The organism is Janthinobacterium lividum, from assembly GCF_034424625.1.
GTDB lineage: Bacteria > Pseudomonadota > Gammaproteobacteria > Burkholderiales > Burkholderiaceae_D > Janthinobacterium > Janthinobacterium lividum.
On the sequence record NZ_CP139976.1, the window covers coordinates 5011637 to 5037133 of the forward strand.

Here is a 25497-nt window from a genome sequence, read left to right on the forward strand (position 1 = left end):
AACAAAATGAAATAACTTTCCGTATCGCAACACGCATAAATGTTGCCGCCAATCTCATTAATTAGAATAGAATCAACAATAATTACACCGTAACAAGGTACTGAATGAAATTCACGTTCAGGGGCGTGCGCGGCTCCATCCCCTCTCCCGGCCCGCGCACGGCGCGCTATGGCGGCAACACCACGTGCATCGAAGTACGCACCGACAGCGATAGCCTGATCATTCTCGATGCGGGCAGCGGCATCTTCTCGCTGGCGCAGCAACTGCCGCCAGGCGAGCCTGTCGACGCGCACGTCTTCATCACGCACAGCCACTGGGACCACATCCACGGCCTGCCCATGTTTTCGCCCCTGTTCGTGGCCGGCAACCGCATGCGCCTGTACGGCGCCCACGATGCCGTCGCCGGACGCGGCATCGAGCACGTGATGGCGGTGCAACTGCAAAACAGCTATTTTCCCGTCAGCGAAGCGGCCATGGCGGCCTGCATCGAGTACCGCACGCTGGCGCCCGGCGAGGCCGTCGAGGTAGGCGGCGCGCAGGTGCGTGGCGCGGAAATGAACCACCCCGTCGTCAACCTCGGCTACCGCATCGACTGTGGCGGCGCCGCGCTGTTTTTCAGCGGCGACCATGAACCGTTCTACAACCTGCATCCGCCCGGCCATGCCGAGCATGCGGCCTGCGCGGCGCGCAATGCACAGCGCCAGGCCGGTATCGACGCACTGGTCGCCGGCGTCGATGCGCTGATCATGGATTGCTCGTACACGCGCGAGGAATACCCGGGCAAGCAGGGCTGGGGCCACGGCACCTTCGACGCCGCCTTCGACCTGGCCTTGCGCTGCGGCGCGCGGCGCCTGTACTGCACCCACCACGAACCGACCCGCAGCGACGAGCAGCTCGAAGCCGTGTTTGCCGACGTGATGGGCCGCTATGCGAGCCGCCTGGACGGCTTGCAGGTGTTTCTCGCCTATGAGGGGCTGACGGTGGAACTGGCCGGCGCATAAAAAAAAGGAACCTCACGGTTCCTTTTTTTGAATGTGCCCAATTGGCCCAAGGCCCTCTGAAAACCGTAGCGAGCAAGCCCGATATCGGATTGAGTAGCGGAGCTGTACTTTAGTACAGTGAGCAACGGAGATTCGATAGGGGGCTGCGCAGTAGGTTTGCAGGGGCGCCTTACATGATGTGGTGGCCAATCCACCAGGCAACCGCGGCAACGAAGGCGGAAGCAGGAATCGTGAAGATCCAGGCCCAGACGATATTGCCCGCCACGCCCCAGCGCACGGCCGACATTTTTTGCGACGAGCCGACGCCGACGATGGCGCCCGTGATCGTGTGCGTGGTCGACACGGGAATGCCCAGCGCCGTCGAGACGAACAGGGTGATCGCGCCACCGGTTTCGGCGCAGAAGCCGCCCACCGGTTTGAGCTTGGTGATCTTCTGGCCCATGGTCTTGACGATGCGCCAGCCGCCGAACAGCGTACCGAAGCTGATGGCCGTGTAGCACGAGATGATGACCCACATCGGCGGCATGGCATCGGCCGCGCTCGAGTAGCCGGCGGCGATCAGCAGCATCCAGATGATGCCGATGGTTTTTTGCGCATCGTTGCCGCCGTGGCCCAGGCTGTAGGCAGCCGCCGATACCAGCTGCAAACGGCGGAACCACTTGTCGACCTTGCGCGGCGTCGAACGCACGAATATCCACGACACGAGCAGCATCATGATCGAACCGAACACAAAGCCCAGCACGGGTGCGATGACGATGAAAGCCACGGTTTTCCACAGGCCGGCCGCGACCAGCGCGCCCGTGCCCGATTTGGCGACAGCGGCGCCCACCAGGCCGCCGATCAGCGCGTGCGAGGACGACGAGGGAATGCCGTAGTACCAGGTAAACAAATTCCAGAAGATGGCGCCCATCAGCGCGCCGAAGATCACGTACTGGTCGATCACCGCCGGGTCGATGGTGCCCTTGCCCACCGTGGCGGCCACGGTCAGCTGGTGGAACACGAAGATGGCGACGAAGTTGAACGTGGCGGCCATGGCAACCGCGGTCTGCGGTTTCAATACGCCCGTCGAGACCACCGTGGCGATCGCGTTGGCGGCATCATGGAAGCCGTTCATGAAGTCAAACAGCAGCGCGAGGACGATCAACAGGCCTAGCACGTAGATGCTGATTTGTATGGTCATTGTAGTTTCTTTTCTGATTCTGGTTCAGGACAGGCCCAACGCTTACGCGTTTTCGACGATGATGCCTTCGATAATATTGGACACATCTTCGCAACGGTCGGTCACGGTTTCCAGAATTTCGTAGATCGCTTTCAGCTTGATCAGGTTGCGCACGTCCGGCTCATCGCGGAACAGCTTGGACATGGCGGCGCGCATCACGTGGTCGGCATCCGATTCCAGGCGGTCGATCTCTTCGCAGATGGCGACGATCTTGCGCGAGTTGTCCATGTTGTGCAGCATGGCGACGGCGTCGCGCACTTTTTCGGTACAGGCCAGCACCAGTTCGGCCAGGCGCTTGGCTTCCGGCGTGACGGCTTTCAGGTCGTACAGCGAAACGGTTTGCGCCGCATCTTCCAGCAGGTCGAGGATGTCGTCCTGGCGCGTGATCAGCTGATGGATGTCGTCGCGGTCGATCGGCGTGATGAAGGTCTTGTGCAGCATTTCCACGGTGGCGTAGGTGACTTTGTCCGCCTGTTTCTCGATGCTTTCGATCGCATGCACGCGGTTTTCCAGGTCGTCGAAATTGGTCATCAGGCCGAGCATCTCTTTGGCGCCCTTGACGCACAGTTCCGCGTGCTGGTTAAACAATTCAAAAAACTTGCCCTCAGTGGGCATCAAGCGTCCAAACATGTCATTCTCCGTTAAGCATTGAGTCGTGTTATTTACTACAGAAAGCCGCCCCTTTTGATGAAGGGGCGGCCAATGGAATATCAGTGCTGCTGTGTTAGTCGCCTTGGTAAAGCGCCAGGCCACCACTGTAATTGCCAAATTTGGTGTACTGCCCCATGAAGGTGAGGCGGATGCTGCCGATTGGACCGTTACGTTGTTTACCGATGATGATTTCGGCCGTTCCCTTGTCTGGCGAGTCGGGGTTATACACCTCGTCGCGGTAAATGAACAGGATCACGTCGGCATCCTGCTCAATAGCGCCCGATTCGCGCAAGTCGGACATGACAGGACGTTTGTTCGGGCGTTGCTCCAGCGAGCGGTTCAGCTGGGACAGCGCGATCACGGGGCAACCGAGTTCTTTCGCCAGGCCTTTCAAGCCCCGTGAAATCTCGGAAATCTCCGTGGCGCGGTTGTCGCCCGGCGTATTGGCCGACATCAGCTGCAAGTAATCGACGATGATCAGGCCCAGCTTGCCGCATTGACGCGACAGGCGGCGCGAGCGGGCGCGCAATTCGATCGAGTTGAGCGCCGGCGTTTCATCGATGTACAACTGCGCGTCGTTCATCTTCTGGATCGCATTCGTCAGGCGCGGCCAGTCCTCGTCGTTCAGGCGGCCCGTGCGCAGGCGGTGCTGGTCGAGCTGTCCGACGGAGCCGAGCATACGCATGGCCAGCTGGGCGCCGCCCATCTCCATCGAGAACACGGCCACGGGCAAGCCGCTGTCGATGGCCACGTTTTCGCCGATGTTGACGGAAAACGCCGTCTTGCCCATCGACGGACGGCCCGCCACGATCACCAGGTCGCCCGGCTGCAGACCGGAGGTCATGCGGTCGAGGTCGATGAAACCGGTGGGCACGCCCGTGATTTCACTCTGGTTGTCGCGGCTGTACAGTTCGTCGATGCGCTCGACCACTTGCGTCAGCAGGGGCTGGATGGCGGTCCAGCCCTGAGCGCCGCGCGCGCCCTCTTCGGCGATGGCGAAAATCTTCGATTCGGCCTCGTCAAGCATCTGCTTGACTTCCTTGCCTTGCGGGCTGAAGGCCGTGCCGGAGATATCGTCGGCGACGGTGATGAGCTTGCGCAGCACGCCGCGGTCGCGCACGATCTCGGCGTAGCGCCGGATGTTCGCGGCCGATGGCGTGTTTTGCGCCATGGCGTTCAGGTAAGCGAGTCCGCCCACATCATCGGCCTTGCCGAGCTGGGTCAGGGTTTCAAAAACAGTAATGACATCGGCTGGCTTGGAAGCGTTAACCATCTTGACGATTTGCTCGAAGATGATGCGATGGTCATAGCGATAGAAATCCTCCGCATGCATGAAGTCGGCGATGCGGTCATACGCGGCATTGTCGCGCAGCAGACCACCAATGACGGATTGTTCTGCTTCGATCGAATGCGGCGGAATACGGAGGGAATCCAGTTGCGGATCAGAGGGGGCGTTCATGGCGCGAATTATACCCGCTTCGGCGTGCTGGCAAAAATAAAGGGCTGAAATTGAGCGAAAAAAAGGCCACAAAAAAGCCGGGCGAACCCGGCTTTTCATAGTGCGGCAGCGCTTGCGGGCCAGGCCCGCAGACGATTACGCGTTCGCGTCTGGTACGACAGCGATAACAACTTCCACGACCACGTCGGTGTGCAGAGCAACCGAAACGTTGTGCTCGCCAACGATCTTCAGCGGGCCGGTAGGCATGCGGATTTGTGCTTTTTCGACAGCAAAACCTTGCTTGGTCAGCGCTTCAGCGATGTCGAAGTTGGTGACGGAACCGAACAGACGGCCATCAACACCAGCTTTTTGAGCAACTTGAACGGTCAGGCCGCTCAGTTTTTCGCCTTGGGCTTGCGATGCGGCCAGTTTGGCGGCAGCAGCTTTTTCCAGTTCGGCGCGCTTGACTTCGAATTCAGCCACAGCGGTTGCCGTAGCACGACGTGCCAGGCGTTGCGGGATCAGGAAGTTACGTGCGTAACCGTCTTTGACTTTGACGACTTCGCCGAGGTTACCGACGTTAACAACTTTTTCTAACAGAATGATTTGCATAGTTCTTCTCCAGGAATATCTGACCGATTAAGCGTGGTGCAGATCGGTGTATGGCAGCAGCGCGAGGAAGCGAGCGCGCTTGATTGCGGTGTCAACTTGGCGCTGGTAGTGCGCTTTGGTACCGGTCAGGCGTGCTGGCATGATCTTGCCGTTTTCTTGGACGAAGTCTTTCAGCGTGTCGACGTCTTTGTAGTCGACTTGCTCAACGTGAGCTGCGGTGAAGCGGCAGAACTTCTTGCGTTTGAACAACGGGTTTTGCTGTTTGCGTTTTTCTTTAAGCTTGAGCTTATTTTTGTCGAACTTTTTACCGAATGCCATGTCAGGCTCCTGTATCTAAAATGCGCTAGTCAGAATTGACTGCACTAAAATCAATGATGTGAAACACCAAACTCTTGCTGTTGCGGCTCTTCCTGGCCAGGAAACCCGTGAACTGATACACCCCGCCCAAGCTTGCCTGACTGAACCTGCCTGAAATTTCGCCAGCGGCTAGCGCGGCAACATCAAACTCGGTCAAACGGGCAATCCCTGCTTCCATCTGCTGCGAACTGTGTTGCAATACTGCATTCACAATCGGCAGCCCTGCCGGGGTATAGCGCAATATTTCGCGCTCGGCAATGATGGCGGTTACTTGTAGCTGGTTCAGCGCACGATCCTGGTCAAGAATTAAGCTGCTGCTGCGGCTGGAGCGGCTGCTGGTGCTTCGGTGCGGTGGCTTTTGGCCGCGTCTTCGCGTTGTACCGATTTCATCATCGGCGAAGGAGCTGTTTCAGCTTTCTTCATTTTAACGGTCAGGTGACGCAACACGGCATCATTGAATTTGAATGCTGTTTCCAACTCGACCAGGGTCTCGTTGTCGCATTCGATGTTCAGGCAGATGTAGTGTGCTTTAGGCAGCTTTTGGATCGAGTAAGCCATTTGACGGCGGCCCCAATCTTCCACGCGGTGAACCGAACCGCCGCGGGTGGTTACGCTGGCTTTGTAGCGTTCGATCATCGCGGGCACTTGCTCGCTTTGGTCCGGATGGACGATAAAGACTATTTCATAATGACGCATGCAAACTCCTTCAGGTCGGATTGATAATCGCCCACCCCGGCGTCAAGACGGGTGTGGGAAGGTCAGCCGAAGATTATAACCGCCTTTTGCAAACGTTTCAATCATTCCTTCCACAAGCGCCCGAAAAGCCCGCGCGCCACCGTGCTTTCCGCCCATGGACAAGTATTTCTTGCGAAATTCGCCTAAAACACGGAAATCCCCTTGCATAGTGGGCGATACTGTACAAAAATACAGACTGTTCATATAGACAGCATTTTAGTATGCACCCACCGCTCATGATCAAGCTGACAGCACGACAAGAACAAATCCTGAACCTGATCAAGGACGCGATTGAAAACACGGGCTTTCCTCCCACCCGTGCCGAAATCGCCAATGAACTGGGTTTCAAATCGGCCAACGCGGCCGAAGAGCATTTGCAGGCCCTGGCCCGCAAGGGCGCGATCGAGATTTCTCCCGGCACCTCGCGCGGCATCCGCCTGATCGGCGCGGCCGCTGAAGCCCTGCCATCGAAAGTGCCGGCAGCGCTGCTGATGTCGCTGCCCCTGATCGGCCGGGTAGCGGCAGGCTCGCCCATCCTGGCACAGGAAAACCTGGAAGCGAGCTACAACGTGGACCCCGCCCTGTTCTCGGCCAAGCCCGACTTCCTGCTGAAGGTGCGCGGCTGGTCCATGCGCGACGCCGGCATCATGGATGGCGATTTACTGGCCGTCAAGAAGGTCGATAGCGCCAAGAATGGCCAGATCGTCGTCGCCCGCATCGGCGACGAAGTCACCGTCAAGCGCTACAAGAAAACGGGTTCCGTCATCGAATTGCTACCGGAAAACCCCGACTTCAAGGTCATCACCGTATCGCCGGAAGATGAATTCGCCCTGGAAGGTTTGGCGGTAGGCTTGATGCGCAGCTGGCATTGATTGAGCGCGCCCTCATAAACCTACTGCGCAGCCCACTCTCGGGCATCCGTTGCTCGCTGTACCAATGTACAGCTCCGCTACTCAACCCGATATTGGGCTTGCTCGCTACGGTTTCTGAAGGCACGAAGACATTACCATTGAACGGCGAAAAACAAAGGGCCGCAACAGCATGACTGTTGCGGCCCTTTTCATTTATCCGGCGACTTATACATCGAGTGCCTGACGGAAATCCTCGAGCAAGTCCGCCTCATCCTCGATACCGACGGAGACGCGGATCAGGGATTCGGCGATGCCCATGCTGGCGCGGCGCTCGGCGCCCATCTCGTAAAAGATCGTATGGGCGACGGGAATGACCAGGGTGCGCGTGTCGCCGAGATTGCTCGCTGGAATGGCAAGATTGAGACGATTGAGGAAATCGAAGCAATCGATGCCATCCTTCAGCTCAAAGCTGAACAGCGAGCCATAGCTGCGGAACAAATCCGTTGCCAGCGCGTGCTGCGGATGCGCGGCCAAGCCCGGGTAATGCACGGCAGCTACCCGCGGGTCGGCAGCCAGCATGGTGGCCAGCGCCAGGGCGTTCGAGCAGGTGCGGTCCATGCGCAAGGCCATGGTTTCCGCGCCGACGGCGATATGGTGCGCCGCCTCCGGACCCAGGGAGGCGCCGAAATCGCGCAAGGCCTTGGCGCGGATTTGCGCGATGCCCCACTGCGCCGGCGCCGCCTTCTTGTAATTGTCGAAAATGTTCGGATACTGCGTCCAGTCGAACACGCCCGTGTCCGTCAAGCTGCCGCCCAGGGCATTGCCGTGGCCGCCGATGGATTTTGTCAGCGCATTGACCACCAGGCCCGCGCCCACGGCTTTCGGGCGGAACAGGTAGGGCGTCGTCATGGTGTTGTCGACGATGTACAAAATGCCGCGTTCCTTGCACAATGCGCCGATCTTCGCCAGGTCGGCGATCTGCGTGCGCGGATTGGCGATGGTTTCCACAAAGACGATGCGCGTGGCCGGCGTGATGGCGGCGGCCACATTGGCCACGTCCGTGGCGTCGACGAACGACACGGCGACGCCCTGCCCCGTCACCGTTTGCCACAGGCTGTTGGTGTTGCCAAACAAAAAGGCCGACGACACGACATGGTCGCCAGCGCGCAAGAGCGCCTGCACCACGGCGCCGATGGCGCCCATGCCGGTGGCGAAGCACAGCGTGGCGACGCCATCTTCCATCTTGTTGACCTTGTCTTCCAGCGCGGAGACGGTCGGATTGCCCTGGCGGCCGTAGCGGAAGCCGGGCTCCTTGCCCTGGAATACGGAAGCGAGCTGGCGCGCATCGCCGTAGCCGAAGGCAACGGAAGTATGCACGGGCTTGTGCAGGGAACCGTGCTCGATGCCCTTGCGGCGGTCGTTATGCAGGATGGTGGTGGTAAAGCCGTAGTTTTTTTTATCGTTCATGATCGCGGAGCAAAAAAAGCCCGGCGCTAGCCGGGCAAGATAATTACGCTTCTGTTGTCGCCAGGTTCAGGTTCAGCTGGGAACGCGGCGTATCTTCGGGCGCTGCCGCCTTCGGATGGTGGCGCGCATATTCCAGGCGGTCCAGGTATTCCTGCGACACGTCGCCCGTCACGTACACGCCATCGAAGCACGACGCTTCGAAGTTGGTCAGGGCCGGGTTGACGTCGGCGATGGCCTGCTTGAGCGCGCCGATATCCTGGTACACCAGGTAGTCGGCCGTGATTTCGCGGCACACTTCTTCCGTCGTGCGGCCATAGGCGATCAGTTCGTCGCGCGTCGGCATGTCGATGCCGTACACGTTCGGGTAGATCACCGGCGGCGCAGCCGAGGCGAAGATGACTTTCGTCGCGCCCGCTTCGCGCGCCATCTGCACGATTTCACGGCTGGTGGTGCCGCGCACGATGGAATCGTCGACCAGCAGCACGACCTTGTCCTTGAATTCGGACGGGATCGCGTTGAGCTTCTGGCGCACGGATTTCTTGCGCGCCGCCTGGCCCGGCATGATGAAGGTACGGCCGATATAGCGGTTCTTGATGAAGCCTTCGCGGTACTCGATGTTCAGCGCCATGGCCAGCTGGATGGCGGCCGGACGCGAGGAATCGGGAATCGGCATGACCACGTCGATATGCACGCCTGGCAATTCGGCGCGGATCTTCTCGGCCAGGTACTCGCCCATTTTCAGGCGCGTGGCGTACACGGAGGCACCGTCGATGACGGAGTCGGGACGGGCCAGGTAGACGAATTCGAACACGCACGGGTTCAGGCTGGCATTGTCGGCGCATTGGGCGCTGTGCAATTGCTTGTCAGCATCGATGAAGACGGCTTCGCCGGGACCGATGTCGCGCACGAAGCGGAAGCCCATGCCTTCCAGGGCCACGGATTCGGAAGCGATCAGGTATTCCGGACCTTGCTCCGTTTCATTGATGCCCAGGCACAGCGGGCGGATGCCGTGCGGGTCGCGGAAGGCCAGCAAGCCCACGCCGGCGATTTGCGCGACGGCGGCGTAACCACCCTTGACGCGGCGGTTCAGCACGGTAACGGCCTTGAAGATGGCTTCCGGGTCCAGGTTCAGGCCCGTCGTCGCTTCCTGGATTTCATGCGCCAGCACGTTGAGCAACACTTCCGAATCGGAATCGGTATTGATGTGGCGGCGGTCATTCTTGAACATTTCCAGTTTCAACTGTTCCCAGTTGGTCAGGTTGCCATTGTGCGCCAGGGTGATGCCGAACGGCGCATTCACATAGAACGGTTGTGCTTCCTCTTCGCTCGACGAACCGGCCGTCGGGTAGCGGCAATGGCCGATACCCGTCGTGCCTTGCAGCGAACGCATGTTGCGCGTACGGAAGACGTCACGCACGAGGCCATTGGCTTTGTGCATGGAAAACATACTGCTGTGATTGGTCGCAATCCCTGCCGCGTCCTGACCGCGATGTTGCAGGAGCAACAATGCATCATAGAGCAATTGATTGACAGGTTGATGGGAAACGACGCCGACGATGCCACACATGGTGTGCTCCTAAACTGTGCTACTGATTTTAAAAAAATTCAAAATTTCACATGCTGCGCGTAAGCGGCAGGCAGATAAGGCTTGATGGCGCGCGCGCCCTGCTCCGCGAGCGGGCTGAGCTGCGCGTTTTTCCAGAATGGCTGCTGCGGTATGGAAGTCATGCCACACAAGATGACGGCGGTCAGCACGATCACAAGGCCCCGCGCCACGCCGAACAGGCTGCCCAGGGTGCGGTCGGCCAGGCTCAGGCCCGTCACCTTGACGAGCGCGTCAACCGTCATGGACAGCAATCCCATCAAAATGCGTACGCCGATGAACAGCACCACGAAAGCCAGCAACAAACGGACAGCTTCGCCCGGCACGGCTTCCGGCAGGAATTTCGCCAGCGTGGCGCCATAGGCGTTGGCAATGACGAAAGCCACGATCCAGCTGACCAATGACAGTATTTCCTTGACCAGGCCACGCATCATGCTGATCAGCACGGACGTCACCAGCACGAACAGCACCAGGTAATCGAAAATCGTCACGTGCGCTCAGCCTTGCAACATCACGCCGGTACCAGGCTGCCGCCCAGGCCCAACTTTTGCAGCTTGGCGCGGGTCTTTTCGGCGTCTTCGCGGCTGCCGAACGGGCCCACGCGCACGCGGATGCGCTCGCCCGCCGGGCTGGAGACTTTTTGCGTATACGACTTGATGCCCGCTTCGCGCAGCTTGTCCTGCAATTCGTCGACCTTGTCCTGCGTCGCCAAGGCCGCCACCTGCACCACGAACTTGCCGCTGCCGGCGTCGTGCGCCTTGTCTTGTACTTTCTCTTGCGGCTTGCCTTCCAGGATAGCCAGCGCGCGCGCGGCATCGTCGGCCGATTGCGCCGGCTTGGCAGGCTTAGTCTCGGGCTTCGCTTCCGGTTTTACCTCATGCTTGGGCTCGGGCTTGGGCTCGTGTTTCGGCTCAGGCTTGGGTTCGTGCTTCGCTTCCGGTTTCGGCTCCACCTTGACCGGCTTGGGCTCAGGCTTGGGCTCAGGTTTCGGTTCCACATAGGTCGGCTTGACCGTTGCAGGCTGCACGGCGGCCAGCACGGGTGCCGGTGTGGGCGTAGGCTTGGCTGCAGGCGGCAGCGGCGCATCGACGATTTCCTCGGACTGGTCCAGGCCATTCGCTGCGGCCTGGGCCGGAACGGCCGGCACGGGCGCCGGTGCAGGTGCGGCGGCCTTTTCCTTCGACGGAATGTCGATGGCGATATCGTTGAAGGGCGCCTTCGGCTCGGAATCGAGCAGCATCGGCAAGCCGACAGCTACGCCCAGGGCCAGGGCAATCGCCCCGACCAGGCGGCGGCGTGCGCGCTTCTTTTCAGGCAAGACCGGATCCGGCGCTTCCTTGCCGCCACGGCGCGATCCGCCACCACCGGAGGTGTTGGCTGCGCGCTTGCGGGTCGGCGACTGTGCTTCGCCAGGGACATAAAAGCCGCTGTCTTCGCCAGAGGATTCTTGCTTGTTTTTAAACAGTTTCGAGAACAAGCCCATGCGTGATTTTCAGTCGAGTGCGTTTCAGTGAAGTGAGGATTTTCGGGCCTTCATCACGCCGGCAACGGTGAGGAAAGAACCAAAGACCACAATTCTATCATTCTCACCGGCCCGGCTCATTGCATTTGCAAAAGCTTGTGCCGGATCATCGAAAATAGACACAGTATGTTCGCTGCTGTCGGGCTTGTCTTCGAGCATGATCTGCACCTTGGCGGCCAGTTCGGAGGCCGTGGCCGCGCGCGGCGAAGGCAGGCCCGTCAGGCACCAGTGGTCGACGTGCTCGCTCATCGCGGCCAATACGCCATCGATATCCTTGTCCAGCATGGAGCCGAACACGGCATACGTGTACGGGTGGAAACCCATATTGCCCAGGTTCTGGTTCAGCGCCGAGGCTGCATGGGGGTTGTGCGCCACGTCGAGGATCACGCTGGGGCGGCCAGGCAAGACCTGGAAGCGGCCCGGCAATTCCACCGTCACGAGGCCCGTGCGCACCTCCTGCGCGCCCACGGGCAGTTTCAGCTTCAGCACTTCCAGCGCGGCCAGCACGGCCGTCGCATTGAGGATCTGGTTGGCGCCGCGCAAGCTCGGGTAAGCGAGCGAATTGCGGCGCTGCTCGCGCCCGCCATAGTTCCACTGCTGCTTGTCGCCCGAATAATTGAAATCGCGGCCCATCAGCCACAGGTCGGCGCCGATGGCTTCCGCATGGTCGATCAGCGACTGCGGCGGCACGGGGTCGCTGCAAATGGCCGCCTTGCCCGGACGGAAGATGCCCGCCTTTTCAAAACCGATCGCTTCGCGCGTGTCGCCCAGGTAATCCGTGTGGTCGATATCGACGCTGGTGACGATAGCCACGTCGGCGTCGATCACGTTGACGGCGTCGAGGCGCCCGCCCAGGCCCACTTCCAGGATGGCCACGTCCAGCTTGGCCTGCGACAGCAGGTGCAGGATGGCCAGGGTGGTGAATTCGAAATACGTCAGCGGCGTGTCGCCGCGCACGGCTTCAACAAAGTTGAAGCTGGCAACGAGCTGTTCGTCGCTGGCCATCTCGCCCAGCACGCGGGCGCGCTCGTTAAAATCAAGAAAGTGCGGCTTGATGTAGAGCCCCACTTTGTAGCCGGCACGCAACAACACGGATTCCAGCATGGCGCAGGTGGACCCCTTGCCATTCGTGCCTGCCACCATGATCACGGGGCAAGTAAACGCCAGCTGCATGCGCGCCTTGACGGCTTGCACGCGGTCCAGGCCCATGTTGATCTGGGTTTCCGAATGGCGGGTTTCCAGCAGGGCTAGCCAGTCCGGCAAGGTGGTGGGGAGGTTTTGCATGGGAGACTTCTTGAAAAGAGTGCGCGAGGCGGAAAAGACATGAGACCCAAACCGAAGACTGGGGTCGGACCCTGAGGGTCCGACCCCGGCAGTTCAGGTTTTGGGGTAAATCAAATTACGCAAGTACTTCGACAGCCTGGTTTTGCAACAAGGCCAGCAGGCGGGCGATTTCTTCGCGCATCTTGCGGCGGTCGACGATCATGTCGACGGCGCCCTTGGTGACGAGGAACTCGGCGCGCTGGAAGCCTTCCGGCAGTTTTTCACGCACGGTGTTTTCAATCACGCGCGGGCCGGCAAAGCCGATCAGCGCTTTCGGTTCAGCGATGACCACGTCGCCCATGAAGGCGAACGAAGCGGACACGCCGCCCATGGTCGGATCGGTCAGCACGCTGATGAATGGCAATTTCTTTTCCGACAGCTTGGTCAGCATGGCCGTGGTCTTCGCCATCTGCATCAGCGACAGCAAGCCTTCCTGCATGCGCGCGCCACCGGTGGCGGTGATGCAAATGAACGGCACTTTCTGTTCCAGCGCGATCTGCGCGCCGCGCACGAAGCGCTCGCCCACGACGGAACCCATGGAGCCGCCCATGAATTCGAATTCGAAGCACGCCACGACAACCGGCAGGCTCATGATGGCGCCGCCCATGACGACCATCGCATCCGTCTCGCCCGTCGCTTCCATGGCGGACTTCAGGCGGTCCGGGTATTTCTTGCTGTCCTTGAACTTCAAGGTATCGACAGGCAGGATTTCCTGGCCGATTTCATAGCGGCCGCCCGCATCGAGCAGGCTGTCGAGGCGTTCACGCGCGCGGATGCGCATGTGGTGATCGCATTTCGGGCACACGTGCAAATTCGATTCCAGGTCCGTACGGTACAGCACGGCTTCGCACGACGGGCACTTGACCCACAGGCCTTCCGGCATGGTCTTGCGCGCGGCGGCATCAGAACGCTGGATGCGCGGTGGCAGCAGTTTTTCCAACCAACTCATATTTTCTCCTTGGGCCCTTGTAGGGGTAGCGTCGGTGGACGCCCCCGGCAGACGGTAAACGGCGACGCCCCGCAGGGCGCCACCAAAAATTTTATCTATTGCACAATAACAGGCAAATCAGTGGCCGAAGTGTAGCCGTTTATCGCCGGGCTGTCGAACTTTGCCGCCAACGCATCTTGCGTAAACGGCAAGCTTGCTCAGGCGTCCAGTGCGGCGCGGATGCCTGCCGTAAAGCTGCGCACGGCGTCGACGGCGCCGCCTTCCGGGGCATTTTCAATCTCCTGGATGATGCGGCTGCCGATCACGACGGCATCGGCCACCTTGGCGACGGCCTTGGCCGTGGCGCCATCGCGGATGCCGAAGCCCACGCCGATAGGTAATTTTACATGCTGGCGGATGGCCGCGAGGCGCTCTGCCACCTGTTCCGTATCAATGTTGCCGGCGCCCGTGACGCCTTTCAGCGACACATAATAGCTGAAGCCGCCGCCAACCTTGGCCACTTGCGCAATGCGCTCTTCGGTCGAGGTGGGCGCCAGCAGGAAGATCAGGTCGAGCCCAGCCTCGCGCATGGCGGCGGCGAATTCCTCGCACTCTTCCGGCGGATAGTCGACGACGATGGCGCCATCGGCGCCGGCCGCTTGCGCCGCATCAATAAACGCGGCGCTGCCGATGCGCTCGATGGGGTTGGCATAGCCCATCAGCACGACGGGCGTCGTCTGGTTCGTTGCGCGGAACTGGCGCACATAGCCGAACACATCGTGGATGCCCACATTGAATTTCAAGGCCCGTTCGCAGGCACGCTGGATGACGGGGCCTTCGGCCATGGGGTCGGAAAACGGCACGCCCAGCTCCAGCACGTCGGCGCCGCCCTCGACGAGCGCGTGCATCAGGGGCACGGTGGCGTCAGGGCCGGGGTCGCCGGCGGTAATGAAAGTGACCAGGGCGGTCTTGTTGTTGGATTTTAAGTTGGCAAAAGTGGTGGCGATACGGGACATGATGAGCTTTCTTAATGATGGATAGATGGAATGATTTCAACCCAAAGCAAAGGCTGGGGTCAGTCCCTGCGGGATCGGAATGCGCACCACTGGCGCGCACTCCCCCGGCGGGTCTGACCCCGTTGACACGCTGTTAGTTGAAATTGAGTCCCATGCGCTCCGCCACGGTATGCATGTCCTTGTCGCCACGGCCCGACAGGTTGGCCAGTACGATCTGGTCTTTCGGCAAGGTGGCCGCCAGCTTGGCCGCGTAGGCCAGCGCGTGCGACGATTCCAGGGCCGGGATGATGCCTTCGATATGGCAGCAATCGTGAAACGCTTGCAGCGCCTCGTCATCCGTGATCGACACGTATTGCGCGCGGCCCGAATCTTTCAGCCACGCATGTTCCGGGCCCACGCCCGGATAGTCGAGGCCGGCCGAGACGGAGTGCGTCTCGATGATCTGGCCATTTTCGTCCTGCAGCAGGTAGGTACGGTTGCCGTGCAGCACGCCCGGAAAGCCCGCCGTCAGCGAGGCCGAGTGCTTGCCCGTATCCAGTCCTTCGCCGGCCGCTTCCACGCCGATCAGTTTCACGTCCTTCTGGTCGATGTACGGGTAAAAGATGCCCATGGCATTCGAGCCGCCGCCGATGCAGGCCAGCACGTAGTCGGGCTGGCGGCCCGTCATTTCCGGCATCTGCACCAGGCATTCCTCGCCAATCACGGACTGGAAGTCGCGCACCATCATCGGATACGGATGGGGCCCGGCCACGGTGCCGATGATATAAAAGGTATTTTCGATATTCGTGACCCAGTCGCGCATGGCTTCGTTCAGCGCATCCTTGAGGGTCTTGGAGCCGGATTCGACGGGCACGACGGTCGCGCCCAGCAATTTCATGCGGTAGACGTTCTGCGCCTGGCGCTTGACGTCTTCGCTGCCCATGTAGACCACGCATTCGAGGCCGAAGCGGGCGCAGATGGTGGCCGTGGCCACGCCATGCTGGCCGGCGCCCGTCTCGGCGATGATGCGCGGCTTGCCCATGCGCTTGGCCAGCAGGGCCTGGCCGATCACGTTATTGATCTTGTGCGCGCCCGTGTGGTTCAAGTCTTCGCGCTTGAAATAGATTTGCGCGCCGCCAGCCATCTCGGACCAGCGCTTGGCGTGGTAGATGGGCGACGGACGGCCGACGAAATGTTTCAGCTCATAGCGGAATTCTTCGAGGAATTCCGGGTCGACGCTGTAGCGCGCGTAAGCGTCCTTCAGCTCGGCCAGCGCGTGGGTCAGCGTTTCGGCAACAAACGAGCCGCCATAGGGGCCGAAGTGGCCGCGTACGTCAGGAAAAGGGTAATCGGTGGCGTGAAACAATGCGGCGGCTGCGCCGGGCGCGGTGGTGTGGTCATTCATGGTGGTTTCCTCTGGCAATGATGGCATCGGCATCCTGCACCGCGGCGATAAACGCGCGGACTCGGGATGCGTCCTTGATGCCCTTGGACGCTTCGACACCACTGCTGATGTCGACGGCGTAAGGGCGCACGCGCACCACTGCGTCAGTCGCGTTTTGTACGCTCAAGCCACCACTTAAAACGACCCGAGGCGCGAGTTCTTTTGGAATGAGGGACCAATCAAATACCTTTCCTGCACCGCCGTAGGCATCCACATAGGTATCGAGCAAGAGGCTGGAGAACAAGGGACTGGCGGCGCGATAGCGCTGTTCGTATTCTAGCAAATCTTCAAAGGAGGTGTCGGGTTTGACGCGGAACACTTGCGTAAAGGGCGTATTCACGGCGCCAGCCAGCGCGGCGCTGTGTTCGGGCGTCTCGTCGCCATGAAATTGCAGCAGGGACAAGGGCGCCACGGCCCTGGTGGCCCGCACCTCGTCCAGCGTGGCATTGACGAACAGGCCCACCGTCGTCACGTAGGGCGGCATGGCGGCGATCAGGCTGGCGGCCTGCTGCGGCGTGACGTAACGGGGGCTTTTCGGATAAAACACGAAGCCGATGGCGTCGGCGCCCGCGGCCACGACGGCCTGGATGTCTTCGGCGCGGGTCAGGCCGCAGATCTTGATGCGTGTGCGAGACATGGCAATCCTTTACTTGATTTGATGCAGATCAAAACCAGGGCAATGCGCTACTACTGTCCTGCGGCAAGGCCCATTTCGGATCGTAATCGATCTGCGCCAGGTACAGGCCGTCCGGCATGAAGGTGGGCGCCGCCGCGTGGCGGTCTTTACTTTCAAGCAAATGCCCCAGCCAGTCCGGCTTTTCGCGCCCCGTGCCGATGTAGACGAGCGAACCGACAAGGTTGCGCACCATGTGGTGCAGGAAGGCATTGGCCGTAATGGTGAAAATCACGCAATCGCCGCGCCGCTCGATGCGGATATCGTGCATCAGCTTGACGGGCGACTTGGCCTGGCATTGCGCGGCACGGAAGGCCGTGAAATCGTGCCAGCCCAGCAGCGGCTGCACGGCTTGCCGCATCAGTTCCACGTCCAGCGGACGGAAAAAGAAACCGGCGCGCCCTTCCACCAGCGGCGAACGGGTGGCGTTGTTGTACAACACATAATGATAGGTGCGCGCGCGCGCGCTGAAACGGGCGTGGAAGAAGTCATTGACCGTCGGATCGCCTTCGAGTTCCTTGGCCCAGCGCACGGCGATGGATTTCGGCAGGAAGGCGTTGACGCCGCGCACCCACGAATGCACGTCGCGGTTCAATTCCGTATCGAAATGCACGACTTGCTCGAGCGCATGCACGCCCGTATCCGTGCGGCCGGCGCACGTGGTGGCCAGGCGCACGCGGGCAAACTGTTCCAGCGCGTTTTCCAGCTGGTCCTGCACCGTTTGCCCGTCTTCCTGTTTCTGGTATCCATGCCAGGCCGTGCCGTCGTACTGCAGGCCGAGGACGATACGCTTCAATGGCGTTGCTGTCGTAATATTTTGCATCGAAGCATTATACCGGCGCAAAGGCGCCCCCGCCTTCCGGCCACACAAGCGCCTGAGACGGCGTTCAGGGCAAGGCGCGCGGTCGAAGACAGTACGACCAGTACGGCGAGACCGTGCAACGCCGCCATGGACGTCGTATCTGGTGCTTGCAAGCGCGTGAGACGGCGTTCAGGGCCAGGCGCACGGTCGAAGACAGTACGAATAGTACAAGGTGAACGCCATGACCGTGCAACGCAGCCATGGACGTCGTATCAGGTGCTTAACTGAGCAAAGCTCTCATGGTATTCGCTTTCTTCACCTGCTCTTCGCTGCCGCCCTTGATGACCTCATCGATCAGCTCGCGCGCGCCTTCCTTGTCGCCGATTTCCTGGTAAGCGATCGCCAGGTCCAGCTTGGTATCCATTTCCATGTGGATGGCCGACAGCGGGTCGTCCACGCCAGCGCTGGCCGTCTTGCCATCGTTGAGGTCCAGGTCGATGCCGGACAGGTCGAATTCCTGTGCCGGCGGTATGGCTTCCGGCAAGGTAGCGGGCGTTTGCGCGTCGTCGAACAGGCTGTCGAGGGAAGGCTCGGCCGCCGCGACCGGCGCGGCAGCTGGCGCCACCGGTTCGTCGAGGTCGAAATGGGCCAGGTCGACATCCTTCAACGGATCAGGCAACGGCGTCAGGCCGGCGCCTACGCCATTCACGGGACCGGCTGGCGGCTCGAGGTCCAGGCCGAAATCCATGCTGGCGTCATACTGCGCATCCTGCGCGGCGGAGACCGGCTTGCTGTCCGGTCCCGGCATGACGATCGGGTCGCTGGTGGAAACGGGCTCGAAATCGAGGCTGTCGAGGTCGAAGTCGAGGGGCGCGCGCGTATCGCGGGCCGTCACGTGCTCGGCGGGCGCCAGGTCAGCCGCCGGCGCTGACTCAGGAGCAGACAGATCGTCGGACAAGTCCATGCTCTGGCCATGCAAGTCGTCGCCGGCAGCCTTGCTCAGGCTGACAACGGCGTCGTCTTCCGTATCGCCATACAGGGGATTGGAAGGATCGAGCACCAGGCCCAGCGCGGCCGCCTGCGGCCACTCCTCGCCCTGGCCACGCGTCAAGCTGTACAGCTCGCTGGCCTGGTCTTCAAATGCGCGCACGTCGTTGCGGGCCGAATAAATCTCAAGCAACTTCAGGCGGGCTGCATGGCGCTCGGGGTGGATACGCAAGGCTTCCTTGAGGATATCTTCCGCCTGGCCATCGCGGCCGTAGGCGATATACACGTCCGCTTCGGCTACCGGGTCCGTTTCATTCGCATCGAGCATGCTGGCGCCCGCTACGGCGGCCACGCCAGCTGCGGCGGCACCCGTGCCGAACAGGTGGTTGCTCGCTTCGGACTGCTGGTCTTCCGGCGCCAGGCCGGCCGGCGGCGTCACCGGCGCTTCCGGCTCGAACACGGGGGCAACATTGTCGGTGGGCGGCGGCATCTCCTTGCGGCGGCGCGCGATCACCAGCGCGGCCACGGCGGCCAGCAGCGCGGCCAGGCCGATGCCGATGGCACCCATATGGTCATTGATCTTGTCGGCGAAGGTCGGTTCCAGCGGCGACGGCTTTCTCACCAGCGGCACCGGTTTCGCCTTCGGCACGGGCGGCTGCGCTTCGGCGGCCGGGGCAGGAACGCTGGCCGGTGCGCTGGCAGCGGTCTCGGCCGGCTTGGCGGGCGCCGGGGCGCTCTTGTCCGCCATGGCCTTGCTCTTGACCGCCATCAACTTTTCCAGGTCGCTGACGTTCTTTTCCAGCTCTTTGACGCGCGCAGCAGCTTCATCGACCTGCTTCGCCTTGGCGATCTTGTCTTCCTCGCTGGCGACGGCGCTCTTGCCGGCCGACTTGGCCGCTGGCTCCGCCTTCGACAGTTTCAGCTTGTCTTGCGACTCGCTCACGGCCGTCGGCTTTTCCTGCACCTTCGTCGCGCCGATCTTGCCAGCCGTGCTTTGCGTCGCTTGCGCCGCCTTGGCCGGCTTGCTTTGCGACACCTGGCCCGCCAGCTTGTTGCGGTAGGCTTCGAAATCGATGGCGTGCGCCGTCACAATGCCCTTCGCTTCAGCCGCGCCCGTGGCGCGCACGGTGTCCGCGCCCGGCACGGCCAGGATGCGTCCGGCCTGCATGCGGTTCATGTTCTCGCCCTTGAAGGCATCGGGATTGGCGCGGTACAGGGCGACGAGCATCATGTCGAGCGAAACGCCCGAAGGCTTCAGCTCGCTGGCGATGCGGCTCAGGGTATCGCCCGCCTTGACCTTGTATTCGCCTGCCGCCTTTTTCGCGGCCGGTGGCGCAGCATCGGCTGCGGCGGCAGCCGGTTTGGCCTTGCCTGGCTCGACTGGCGCCGTCACTTGCGCGCCGCGCGTCTGGCGCGCCTCGGGCGTGTCGAGCACAAACGCATATTCGCGCACCTGGCGACCGCTCTTGCTGCTCAGCTCCAGCAAAAGATCCACCATGGGTTCGGCCACCGGTTGCGCCGAGCTGATGCGGATGAAGGGCTTGCCATTGCGGTTTTCCACGGCAAACGTCAGCGCGTTCAGGGCGGGATTGAATTCCACGTTGGCCTGGCGGTAGGCGTCCGGCGGCGCCAGCTTGGCCAGCAGGTTCGCGGCCTCGCCTGGCTTGACGGCCGATAATTCGACCTCGGCGCGCAGCGGCTGACCGGCGGCGGACAGCACCGTGATCTTGCCCAGCTCGGCTGCGGATGCCGCCGGTGACAATAACACCGCACAGGCGACAGCACTGCTGAGTGTTTTAATGGCAAGGGAGGCGACCCGGGGACGAGTGTGTACAGGCATAGTTGGCGGCATCTTAGTTGACATGGGAAAACTGTTACTTTTCCAGAGGTATCAACATATCATCATGCCCAGAGCTATGCAAGCTCCGCATCGTTGAGCCTTGAGGGGCTCAGGACGAAAAAAAAGCCGGGAAAACAGCCCCGGCTTGATCTGGATCAGCAATTTATTACTGATTTATTGCCCTTACGCGTCCAGCAGGATGCGCAGCATGCGGCGCAGCGGCTCGGCCGCGCCCCACAGCAACTGGTCGCCCACGGTGAACGCGGACAGGTATTCGCCGCCCATGCTCATCTTGCGCACGCGGCCGACAGGAATCGTCAGGCTGCCCGTGACGGCCGCCGGCGACAGGTCGCGCACGGACGCTTCGCGCGTGTTCGGCACGAATTTCACCCATTGATTGTTGCTGGCGATGATGTCGTTGATTTCATCGAGCGGCACGTCTTTTTTCAGCTTGATGGTCAAGGCTTGCGAATGGCAGCGCATGGCGCCGATGCGCACGCACAGGCCGTCCACCGGGATTTCCTTGGTGCCAAAGTCGATGCCGCGGCCCAGGATCTTGTTCGTTTCCGCGCCCGCTTTCCACTCTTCCTTCGACTGGCCGTTGCCCAGGTCCTTGTCGATCCACGGGATCAGGTTGCCGGCCAGCGGCGCGCCGAATTGCTTGATTTCGTCCGGGGAATATCCGTGTTGGGTGGCCAGCACCTGGCGGTCGATTTCCAGGATGGCGGAAGCCGGGTTGTCCAGCAGCGCCTTGACGGAACCGTTGATGGTGCCAAATTGCGTCAGCAGTTCGCGCATGTGCTGCGCGCCGCCGCCCGATGCCGCCTGGTAGGTCATCGACGTCATCCAGTCGATCAAATCGTGCTGGAACAGGCCGCCCAAGCCCATCATCATGCACGATACCGTGCAGTTGCCGCCGATGTAATTCTTGACGCCCTTGCCCAGCGCATCCTTGATGACGTGCAGGTTGACGGGGTCGAGCACGATGACGGCGTCTTTTTCCATGCGCAGGGTCGATGCCGCATCGATCCAGTAGCCATTCCAGCCCGCTGCGCGCAGCTGCGGGAAGACAGCGCTCGTGTAGTCGCCGCCCTGGCAGGAAATGATGATGTCGCACTTGGACAGTTCGGCGATGTTGTTGGCATCCTTGAGGATGGTTTCATTCTTCGCCATGGCCGGCGCCGCGCCGCCCGTATTCGAAGTGGTGAAAAACACCGGTTCGATATGGGCGAAATCGCCCTCTTCCTGCATGCGCTGCATCAGGACCGAACCGACCATACCGCGCCAACCTACCAAGCCAACTAATTTCATTACCATTCCTCAAGATGAGACGGCGACTGCCGTCATTAGACTATTTTATCCCAGCGCTTTTACAACTGCATCACCCATCGCCTCGGTACCGACCAAAGTCGTGCCCGCTTCATGGATGTCGGCCGTGCGCAGGCCCTGCGCCAGCACTTGCTTGACAGCAGCCTCGATGCGGCTTGCCTGCTCTTCGCGGTTCAGCGAATAGCGCAGCATCATGGCGGCCGACAAGATCGTCGCCAGCGGATTGGCGATGCCCTTGCCCGCGATATCGGGCGCCGAGCCGTGCGACGGCTCATACAGGCCCTTGTTGTTGGCGTCGAGCGAGGCCGACGGCAGCATGCCGATCGAGCCCGTCAGCATGGCGGCCGCATCCGACAGAATGTCGCCGAACATGTTGCCAGTCACCATGACGTCGAATTTCTTCGGCGCCCGCACCAACTGCATGGCCGCGTTGTCGACATACATGTGATCGAGCGCCACATCCGGGTATTCCTTGTGCACATCGGTGACGATATCTTTCCAGAACTGGAAGGTTTCCAGCACGTTCGCCTTGTCCACGCTGGTGAGGCGCTTGTCGCGCTTTTGCGCGGCCTGGAAAGCCACGTGGGCGATGCGGCGGATTTCCCCTTCCGCATAGCGCATGGTGTCAAAACCTTCGCGCTGGCCCTTGAACGGACCATCCGGGCACTCGCGCACGCCGCGGGGCTGGCCGAAATAGATGTCGCCCGTCAGTTCACGGATGATCAAAATGTCCAGGCCGGACACCACTTCCGGCTTCAGGGTCGAGGCGCCCGCCAGCTCCGGATACAGAATGGCCGGACGCAGGTTGGCGAACAGACCCAGGTTCTTGCGCAAGCCCAGGATCGCCTGCTCGGGACGGAACTGGCGCTCCAGATTGTCGTACTGGTAGTCGCCGACAGCGCCGAACAGCACGGCATCGGCCGCTTTCGCCAGGGCCAGGGTGCCTTCCGGCAAGGGATGGCCATGGGCCGCATAGCCGGCGCCGCCCACGGGCGCCGTTTCCAGCTCGAACGATTCGCCCAGCACATTCAAGACCTTGACGGCTTGCGCGATGATTTCAGGACCGATGCCGTCGCCGGGCAGGATTGCAATTTTCATATTCTAATCGTTTAAATGACGTTGGCCAGCCAGGGCTGAGCAGAAAGATGGCGTTCTTCGAAGACGCGGATATCGTCGGCGTGGCGCAGGGTCAGGCCGATATCGTCGAGGCCATTCATCAGGCAATATTTGCGGAAGGCGTCGATCTCGAACGGATACGAGACGGAACCATTGCTGGTGCGCACGCATTGCTGCTCCAGGTCCACCACCAGCTTGAAGCCGGGGAAAGCCTTGACTTCATTGAACAGGTGCTCGACCTGGCTTTCCGACAGCACGATGGGCAGCAAGCCGTTCTTGTAGCAGTTATTGAAGAAAATGTCGGCAAACGAGGGCGCGATGATGGCGCGGAAGCCATATTGATCCAGCGCCCACGGCGCGTGTTCGCGCGAGGAGCCGCAACCGAAGTTCTTGCGCGTAAGCAAGATCGAAGCGCCCTGGTAGCGTGGCTCATTGAGCACGAACTCCGGATTCAGCGGACGGCGGCTGTTGTCCTGCCCAGGCTCGCCATGGTCGAGGTAGCGCCATTCATCGAACAGGTTGGGGCCGAAGCCGCTGCGGTGGATCGATTTCAGGAATTGCTTCGGGATAATCGCGTCGGTGTCGACGTTGGCGCGGTCCAGCGGGGCGACCAGGCCTTCGTAAATCGTAAATTTATCCATGCTGTTTCTACTCGGTAGGACGCGCGGCGCGGGGCGCCGGCACGTCGCGGTTTATTTTCCGCCGGCGCCAGTGACGACCTGGCCGACTTTCTGCACATCGCGGCCGATGCCGGAGACGGTGTTGCAGCCAGACAGGATGACGGTGGCGATGAGGAGGGCGAAGAGTTTTTTCATGATGATTTCTTGATAGTAAGTAAGGGACCGGGAACGCTAGTGTAAACCAGCGACGCCGGTCCCTGCCGTCATCGCAATCCCCGCACGTCGACAAAGTGGCCGGCGATGCCTGCCGCCGCCGCCATCGCGGGCGACACCAGGTGGGTACGGCCGCCCTGCCCTTGCCGGCCTTCGAAGTTGCGGTTCGACGTAGACGCGCAGCGTTCGCCCGGCTCCAGGCGGTCCGCATTCATGGCCAGGCACATGGAGCAGCCCGGCTCGCGCCACTCGAAGCCGGCATCCTTGAAGATGCGGTCCAGTCCCTCGCGCTCGGCCAGATCCTTGACGAGGCCGGAACCTGGCACCACCAGCGCCAGGGTGACGTTCGAGGCGCGGTACTTGCCGCGCACCACGGCGGCCGCCGCGCGCAAATCCTCGATGCGCGAATTGGTGCAGGAACCGATGAATACCTTGTCGATGCGGATGTCTTCGATGGCCGTGTTGGGCTTGAGGTTCATGTAAACCAGCGCCTTTTCCATCGCATCGCGCTTGACGCTGTCTTTTTCCAGGTCGGGGTCCGGCACGCGGCCATCGACGCCGATCACCATCTCGGGCGAGGTGCCCCAGGTCACTTGCGGCACGATGTCTGCCGCGTTGAGCGTGACGACCAGGTCGAAGCGGGCGCCAGGATCCGAATGCAGGGTGCGCCAATAGGCCACGGCGCGCTCCCAGTGCGGACCTGCCGGGGAAAACGGACGGCCCTTGACGTAATTGATGGTGGTGTCATCCACGCCGATGATGCCGGCCCGTGCGCCCGCCTCGATGGCCATGTTGCACACCGTCATGCGGCCTTCCATCGACAACGCGCGGATGGCCGAGCCGCCGAACTCGATACAGTAGCCCGTGCCGCCGGCCGTGCCGATCTTGCCGATGATGGCCAGCACGATATCCTTGGCCGTCACGCCGGCCGGCAAGGCGCCGTCGACCTGCACCAGCATGGATTTGGATTTCTTTTGCAGCAAGGTTTGCGTGGCCAGCACGTGTTCCACTTCGGACGTGCCGATGCCGTGCGCCAGCGCGCCGAAGGCGCCGTGCGTGGACGTGTGCGAGTCGCCGCAGACGACCGTCATGCCGGGCAGGGTCGCGCCCTGTTCGGGGCCGATCACGTGCACGATACCCTGGCGCTTGTCGTTCATGTTGAAGTAGGTCAAGCCATAGTACTTGGCGTTCTTGTCCAGCGTTTCCACCTGCAGGCGCGAGACCGGGTCGGCAATGCCGTCGACGCGGCTGGTGGTGGGCACGTTATGGTCGGCCACGGCCAGGTTGGCGGAAATGCGCCACGGCTGGCGGCCCGCCACGCTGAGGCCATCGAAGGCTTGCGGGCTGGTGACTTCGTGCAGCAGGTGCCGGTCGATGTACAGAATTGTCGTGCCATCATCTTCGGCCCGAACAACGTGGGATTCCCAAAGTTTGTCGTAAAGCGTCTTCATCATGATTTATGCAGCGTTGCCACAGCCTGTTTAAGTGATCAAGTGATACCAGGTCATACGGTGATCCACAAGGATTATGCCATATATTGGGGAATACAGAACCGAAACAGGCAAAAGCGTGGGATTGGCGATACAAAGTTTGGCCGCATTGTTCGATATGAGCTGGAAATTGCCGATATCGGCTTATCAGCGCCATCACAAGCCCATCCGCACGCGGCTTGCCGAAGGACTGACGGCGGCGGCAGAAAGGCATGTTTTTTTCCTCAATCTTTCGTGTATTGTGTTTCGACAATAATGACCGGCGCACGCGCGCCACCACA

General features: G+C 61.2%; 25 protein-coding genes. 2 read left to right on the forward strand and 23 right to left on the reverse strand.

Features of this window, described 5'->3' with window-relative positions; translation table 11 throughout:
* The first annotated feature begins 104 nt into the window (after positions 1–104).
* Positions 105–1001 carry an MBL fold metallo-hydrolase gene (locus U0004_RS22645; RefSeq protein ID WP_070260525.1) on the forward strand — a complete coding sequence of 299 codons (897 nt, stop codon included), beginning with the start codon at positions 105–107 and terminating at the stop codon, positions 999–1001.
* Positions 1002–1170: 169 nt separating this feature from the next.
* On the opposite strand, the gene U0004_RS22650 is transcribed toward U0004_RS22645, so the two are convergent.
* From U0004_RS22650 to rpsF, 7 genes are all read right to left on the reverse strand, one after another.
* Positions 1171–2181: an inorganic phosphate transporter gene (locus U0004_RS22650; RefSeq protein WP_034783457.1), complete on the reverse strand. Its 1011-nt coding sequence runs from the start codon at positions 2179–2181 to the stop codon at positions 1171–1173.
* Positions 2182–2223: 42 nt separating this feature from the next.
* Positions 2224–2850 carry a DUF47 domain-containing protein gene (locus U0004_RS22655; protein ID WP_010400015.1) on the reverse strand — a complete coding sequence of 209 codons (627 nt, stop codon included), beginning with the start codon at positions 2848–2850 and terminating at the stop codon, positions 2224–2226.
* 94 nt (positions 2851–2944) lie between these two features.
* Positions 2945–4330 (reverse strand): replicative DNA helicase, encoded by a 1386-nt coding sequence (locus tag U0004_RS22660; RefSeq protein WP_034750488.1) that lies wholly within the window; start codon positions 4328–4330, stop codon positions 2945–2947.
* Between the two features lie 135 nt (positions 4331–4465).
* Positions 4466–4921: a 50S ribosomal protein L9 gene (rplI, locus tag U0004_RS22665; RefSeq protein ID WP_034783456.1), complete on the reverse strand. Its 456-nt coding sequence runs from the start codon at positions 4919–4921 to the stop codon at positions 4466–4468.
* A 27-nt stretch (positions 4922–4948) separates the two neighbouring features.
* Positions 4949–5239, reverse strand: coding sequence for a 30S ribosomal protein S18 (gene rpsR / locus U0004_RS22670; protein WP_010400024.1), 291 nt, complete (start codon positions 5237–5239; stop codon positions 4949–4951).
* A 25-nt stretch (positions 5240–5264) separates the two neighbouring features.
* Complete coding sequence (gene priB / locus U0004_RS22675; protein ID WP_034783455.1) at positions 5265–5564, reverse strand: primosomal replication protein N; 300 nt, start codon at positions 5562–5564, stop codon at positions 5265–5267.
* A 20-nt stretch (positions 5565–5584) separates the two neighbouring features.
* A complete protein-coding gene (gene rpsF / locus U0004_RS22680; protein ID WP_034750499.1) occupies positions 5585–5974 on the reverse strand; it encodes a 30S ribosomal protein S6 in 390 nt (129 codons plus the stop codon).
* Positions 5975–6249: 275 nt separating this feature from the next.
* Between rpsF and lexA the strand changes: the two genes are divergently transcribed.
* Entirely contained in the window at positions 6250–6885 is a 636-nt protein-coding gene (gene lexA / locus U0004_RS22685; RefSeq protein WP_034783454.1) for a transcriptional repressor LexA, read from the forward strand.
* A gap of 204 nt (positions 6886–7089) precedes the next feature.
* Here lexA and U0004_RS22690 read toward each other — a convergent pair whose 3' ends face one another.
* From U0004_RS22690 to leuC, 16 genes are all read right to left on the reverse strand, one after another.
* Positions 7090–8331 (reverse strand): cystathionine gamma-synthase family protein, encoded by a 1242-nt coding sequence (locus U0004_RS22690; RefSeq protein ID WP_070260523.1) that lies wholly within the window; start codon positions 8329–8331, stop codon positions 7090–7092.
* A 43-nt stretch (positions 8332–8374) separates the two neighbouring features.
* The gene (purF, locus tag U0004_RS22695; protein ID WP_034783451.1) at positions 8375–9898 is read right to left on the reverse strand and encodes an amidophosphoribosyltransferase; all 1524 of its coding nucleotides are present in this window, start codon (positions 9896–9898) and stop codon (positions 8375–8377) included.
* A gap of 38 nt (positions 9899–9936) precedes the next feature.
* A complete protein-coding gene (locus U0004_RS22700) occupies positions 9937–10425 on the reverse strand; it encodes a CvpA family protein (RefSeq protein WP_034783449.1) in 489 nt (162 codons plus the stop codon).
* A gap of 20 nt (positions 10426–10445) precedes the next feature.
* Entirely contained in the window at positions 10446–11417 is a 972-nt protein-coding gene (locus tag U0004_RS22705; protein ID WP_070260521.1) for an SPOR domain-containing protein, read from the reverse strand.
* Positions 11418–11441: 24 nt separating this feature from the next.
* Positions 11442–12740, reverse strand: a complete 1299-nt coding sequence (gene folC / locus U0004_RS22710; RefSeq protein WP_070260519.1) for a bifunctional tetrahydrofolate synthase/dihydrofolate synthase — start codon at positions 12738–12740, stop codon at positions 11442–11444.
* Positions 12741–12855: 115 nt separating this feature from the next.
* A complete protein-coding gene (gene accD / locus U0004_RS22715; RefSeq protein ID WP_010400390.1) occupies positions 12856–13728 on the reverse strand; it encodes an acetyl-CoA carboxylase, carboxyltransferase subunit beta in 873 nt (290 codons plus the stop codon).
* A 197-nt stretch (positions 13729–13925) separates the two neighbouring features.
* The gene (gene trpA / locus U0004_RS22720) at positions 13926–14723 is read right to left on the reverse strand and encodes a tryptophan synthase subunit alpha (protein ID WP_070260517.1); all 798 of its coding nucleotides are present in this window, start codon (positions 14721–14723) and stop codon (positions 13926–13928) included.
* Positions 14724–14856: 133 nt separating this feature from the next.
* Entirely contained in the window at positions 14857–16107 is a 1251-nt protein-coding gene (gene trpB, locus U0004_RS22725; RefSeq protein WP_115057559.1) for a tryptophan synthase subunit beta, read from the reverse strand.
* Positions 16100–16783 (reverse strand): phosphoribosylanthranilate isomerase, encoded by a 684-nt coding sequence (locus U0004_RS22730; RefSeq protein ID WP_070260515.1) that lies wholly within the window; start codon positions 16781–16783, stop codon positions 16100–16102. Before U0004_RS22730 ends, trpB begins: the two co-directional genes overlap by 8 nt.
* Before the next feature lie 28 nt (positions 16784–16811).
* On the reverse strand, positions 16812–17642 hold the full coding sequence (truA, locus tag U0004_RS22735) for a tRNA pseudouridine(38-40) synthase TruA (RefSeq protein WP_174718108.1): 831 nt from the start codon (positions 17640–17642) through the stop codon (positions 16812–16814).
* Positions 17643–17901: 259 nt separating this feature from the next.
* Complete coding sequence (locus U0004_RS22740) at positions 17902–20376, reverse strand: FimV/HubP family polar landmark protein (protein WP_231958621.1); 2475 nt, start codon at positions 20374–20376, stop codon at positions 17902–17904.
* Positions 20377–20631: 255 nt separating this feature from the next.
* Positions 20632–21759 carry an aspartate-semialdehyde dehydrogenase gene (asd, locus tag U0004_RS22745; RefSeq protein WP_071653756.1) on the reverse strand — a complete coding sequence of 376 codons (1128 nt, stop codon included), beginning with the start codon at positions 21757–21759 and terminating at the stop codon, positions 20632–20634.
* Between the two features lie 45 nt (positions 21760–21804).
* Positions 21805–22875, reverse strand: coding sequence for a 3-isopropylmalate dehydrogenase (gene leuB / locus U0004_RS22750; protein ID WP_115057561.1), 1071 nt, complete (start codon positions 22873–22875; stop codon positions 21805–21807).
* Positions 22876–22886: 11 nt separating this feature from the next.
* On the reverse strand, positions 22887–23534 hold the full coding sequence (leuD, locus tag U0004_RS22755) for a 3-isopropylmalate dehydratase small subunit (RefSeq protein ID WP_070260650.1): 648 nt from the start codon (positions 23532–23534) through the stop codon (positions 22887–22889).
* Positions 23535–23585: 51 nt separating this feature from the next.
* Positions 23586–23708 (reverse strand): lipoprotein, encoded by a 123-nt coding sequence (locus U0004_RS22760; protein WP_010400408.1) that lies wholly within the window; start codon positions 23706–23708, stop codon positions 23586–23588.
* Between the two features lie 68 nt (positions 23709–23776).
* The gene (gene leuC / locus U0004_RS22765; RefSeq protein WP_070260648.1) at positions 23777–25180 is read right to left on the reverse strand and encodes a 3-isopropylmalate dehydratase large subunit; all 1404 of its coding nucleotides are present in this window, start codon (positions 25178–25180) and stop codon (positions 23777–23779) included.
* Positions 25181–25497: the final 317 nt, after the last annotated feature.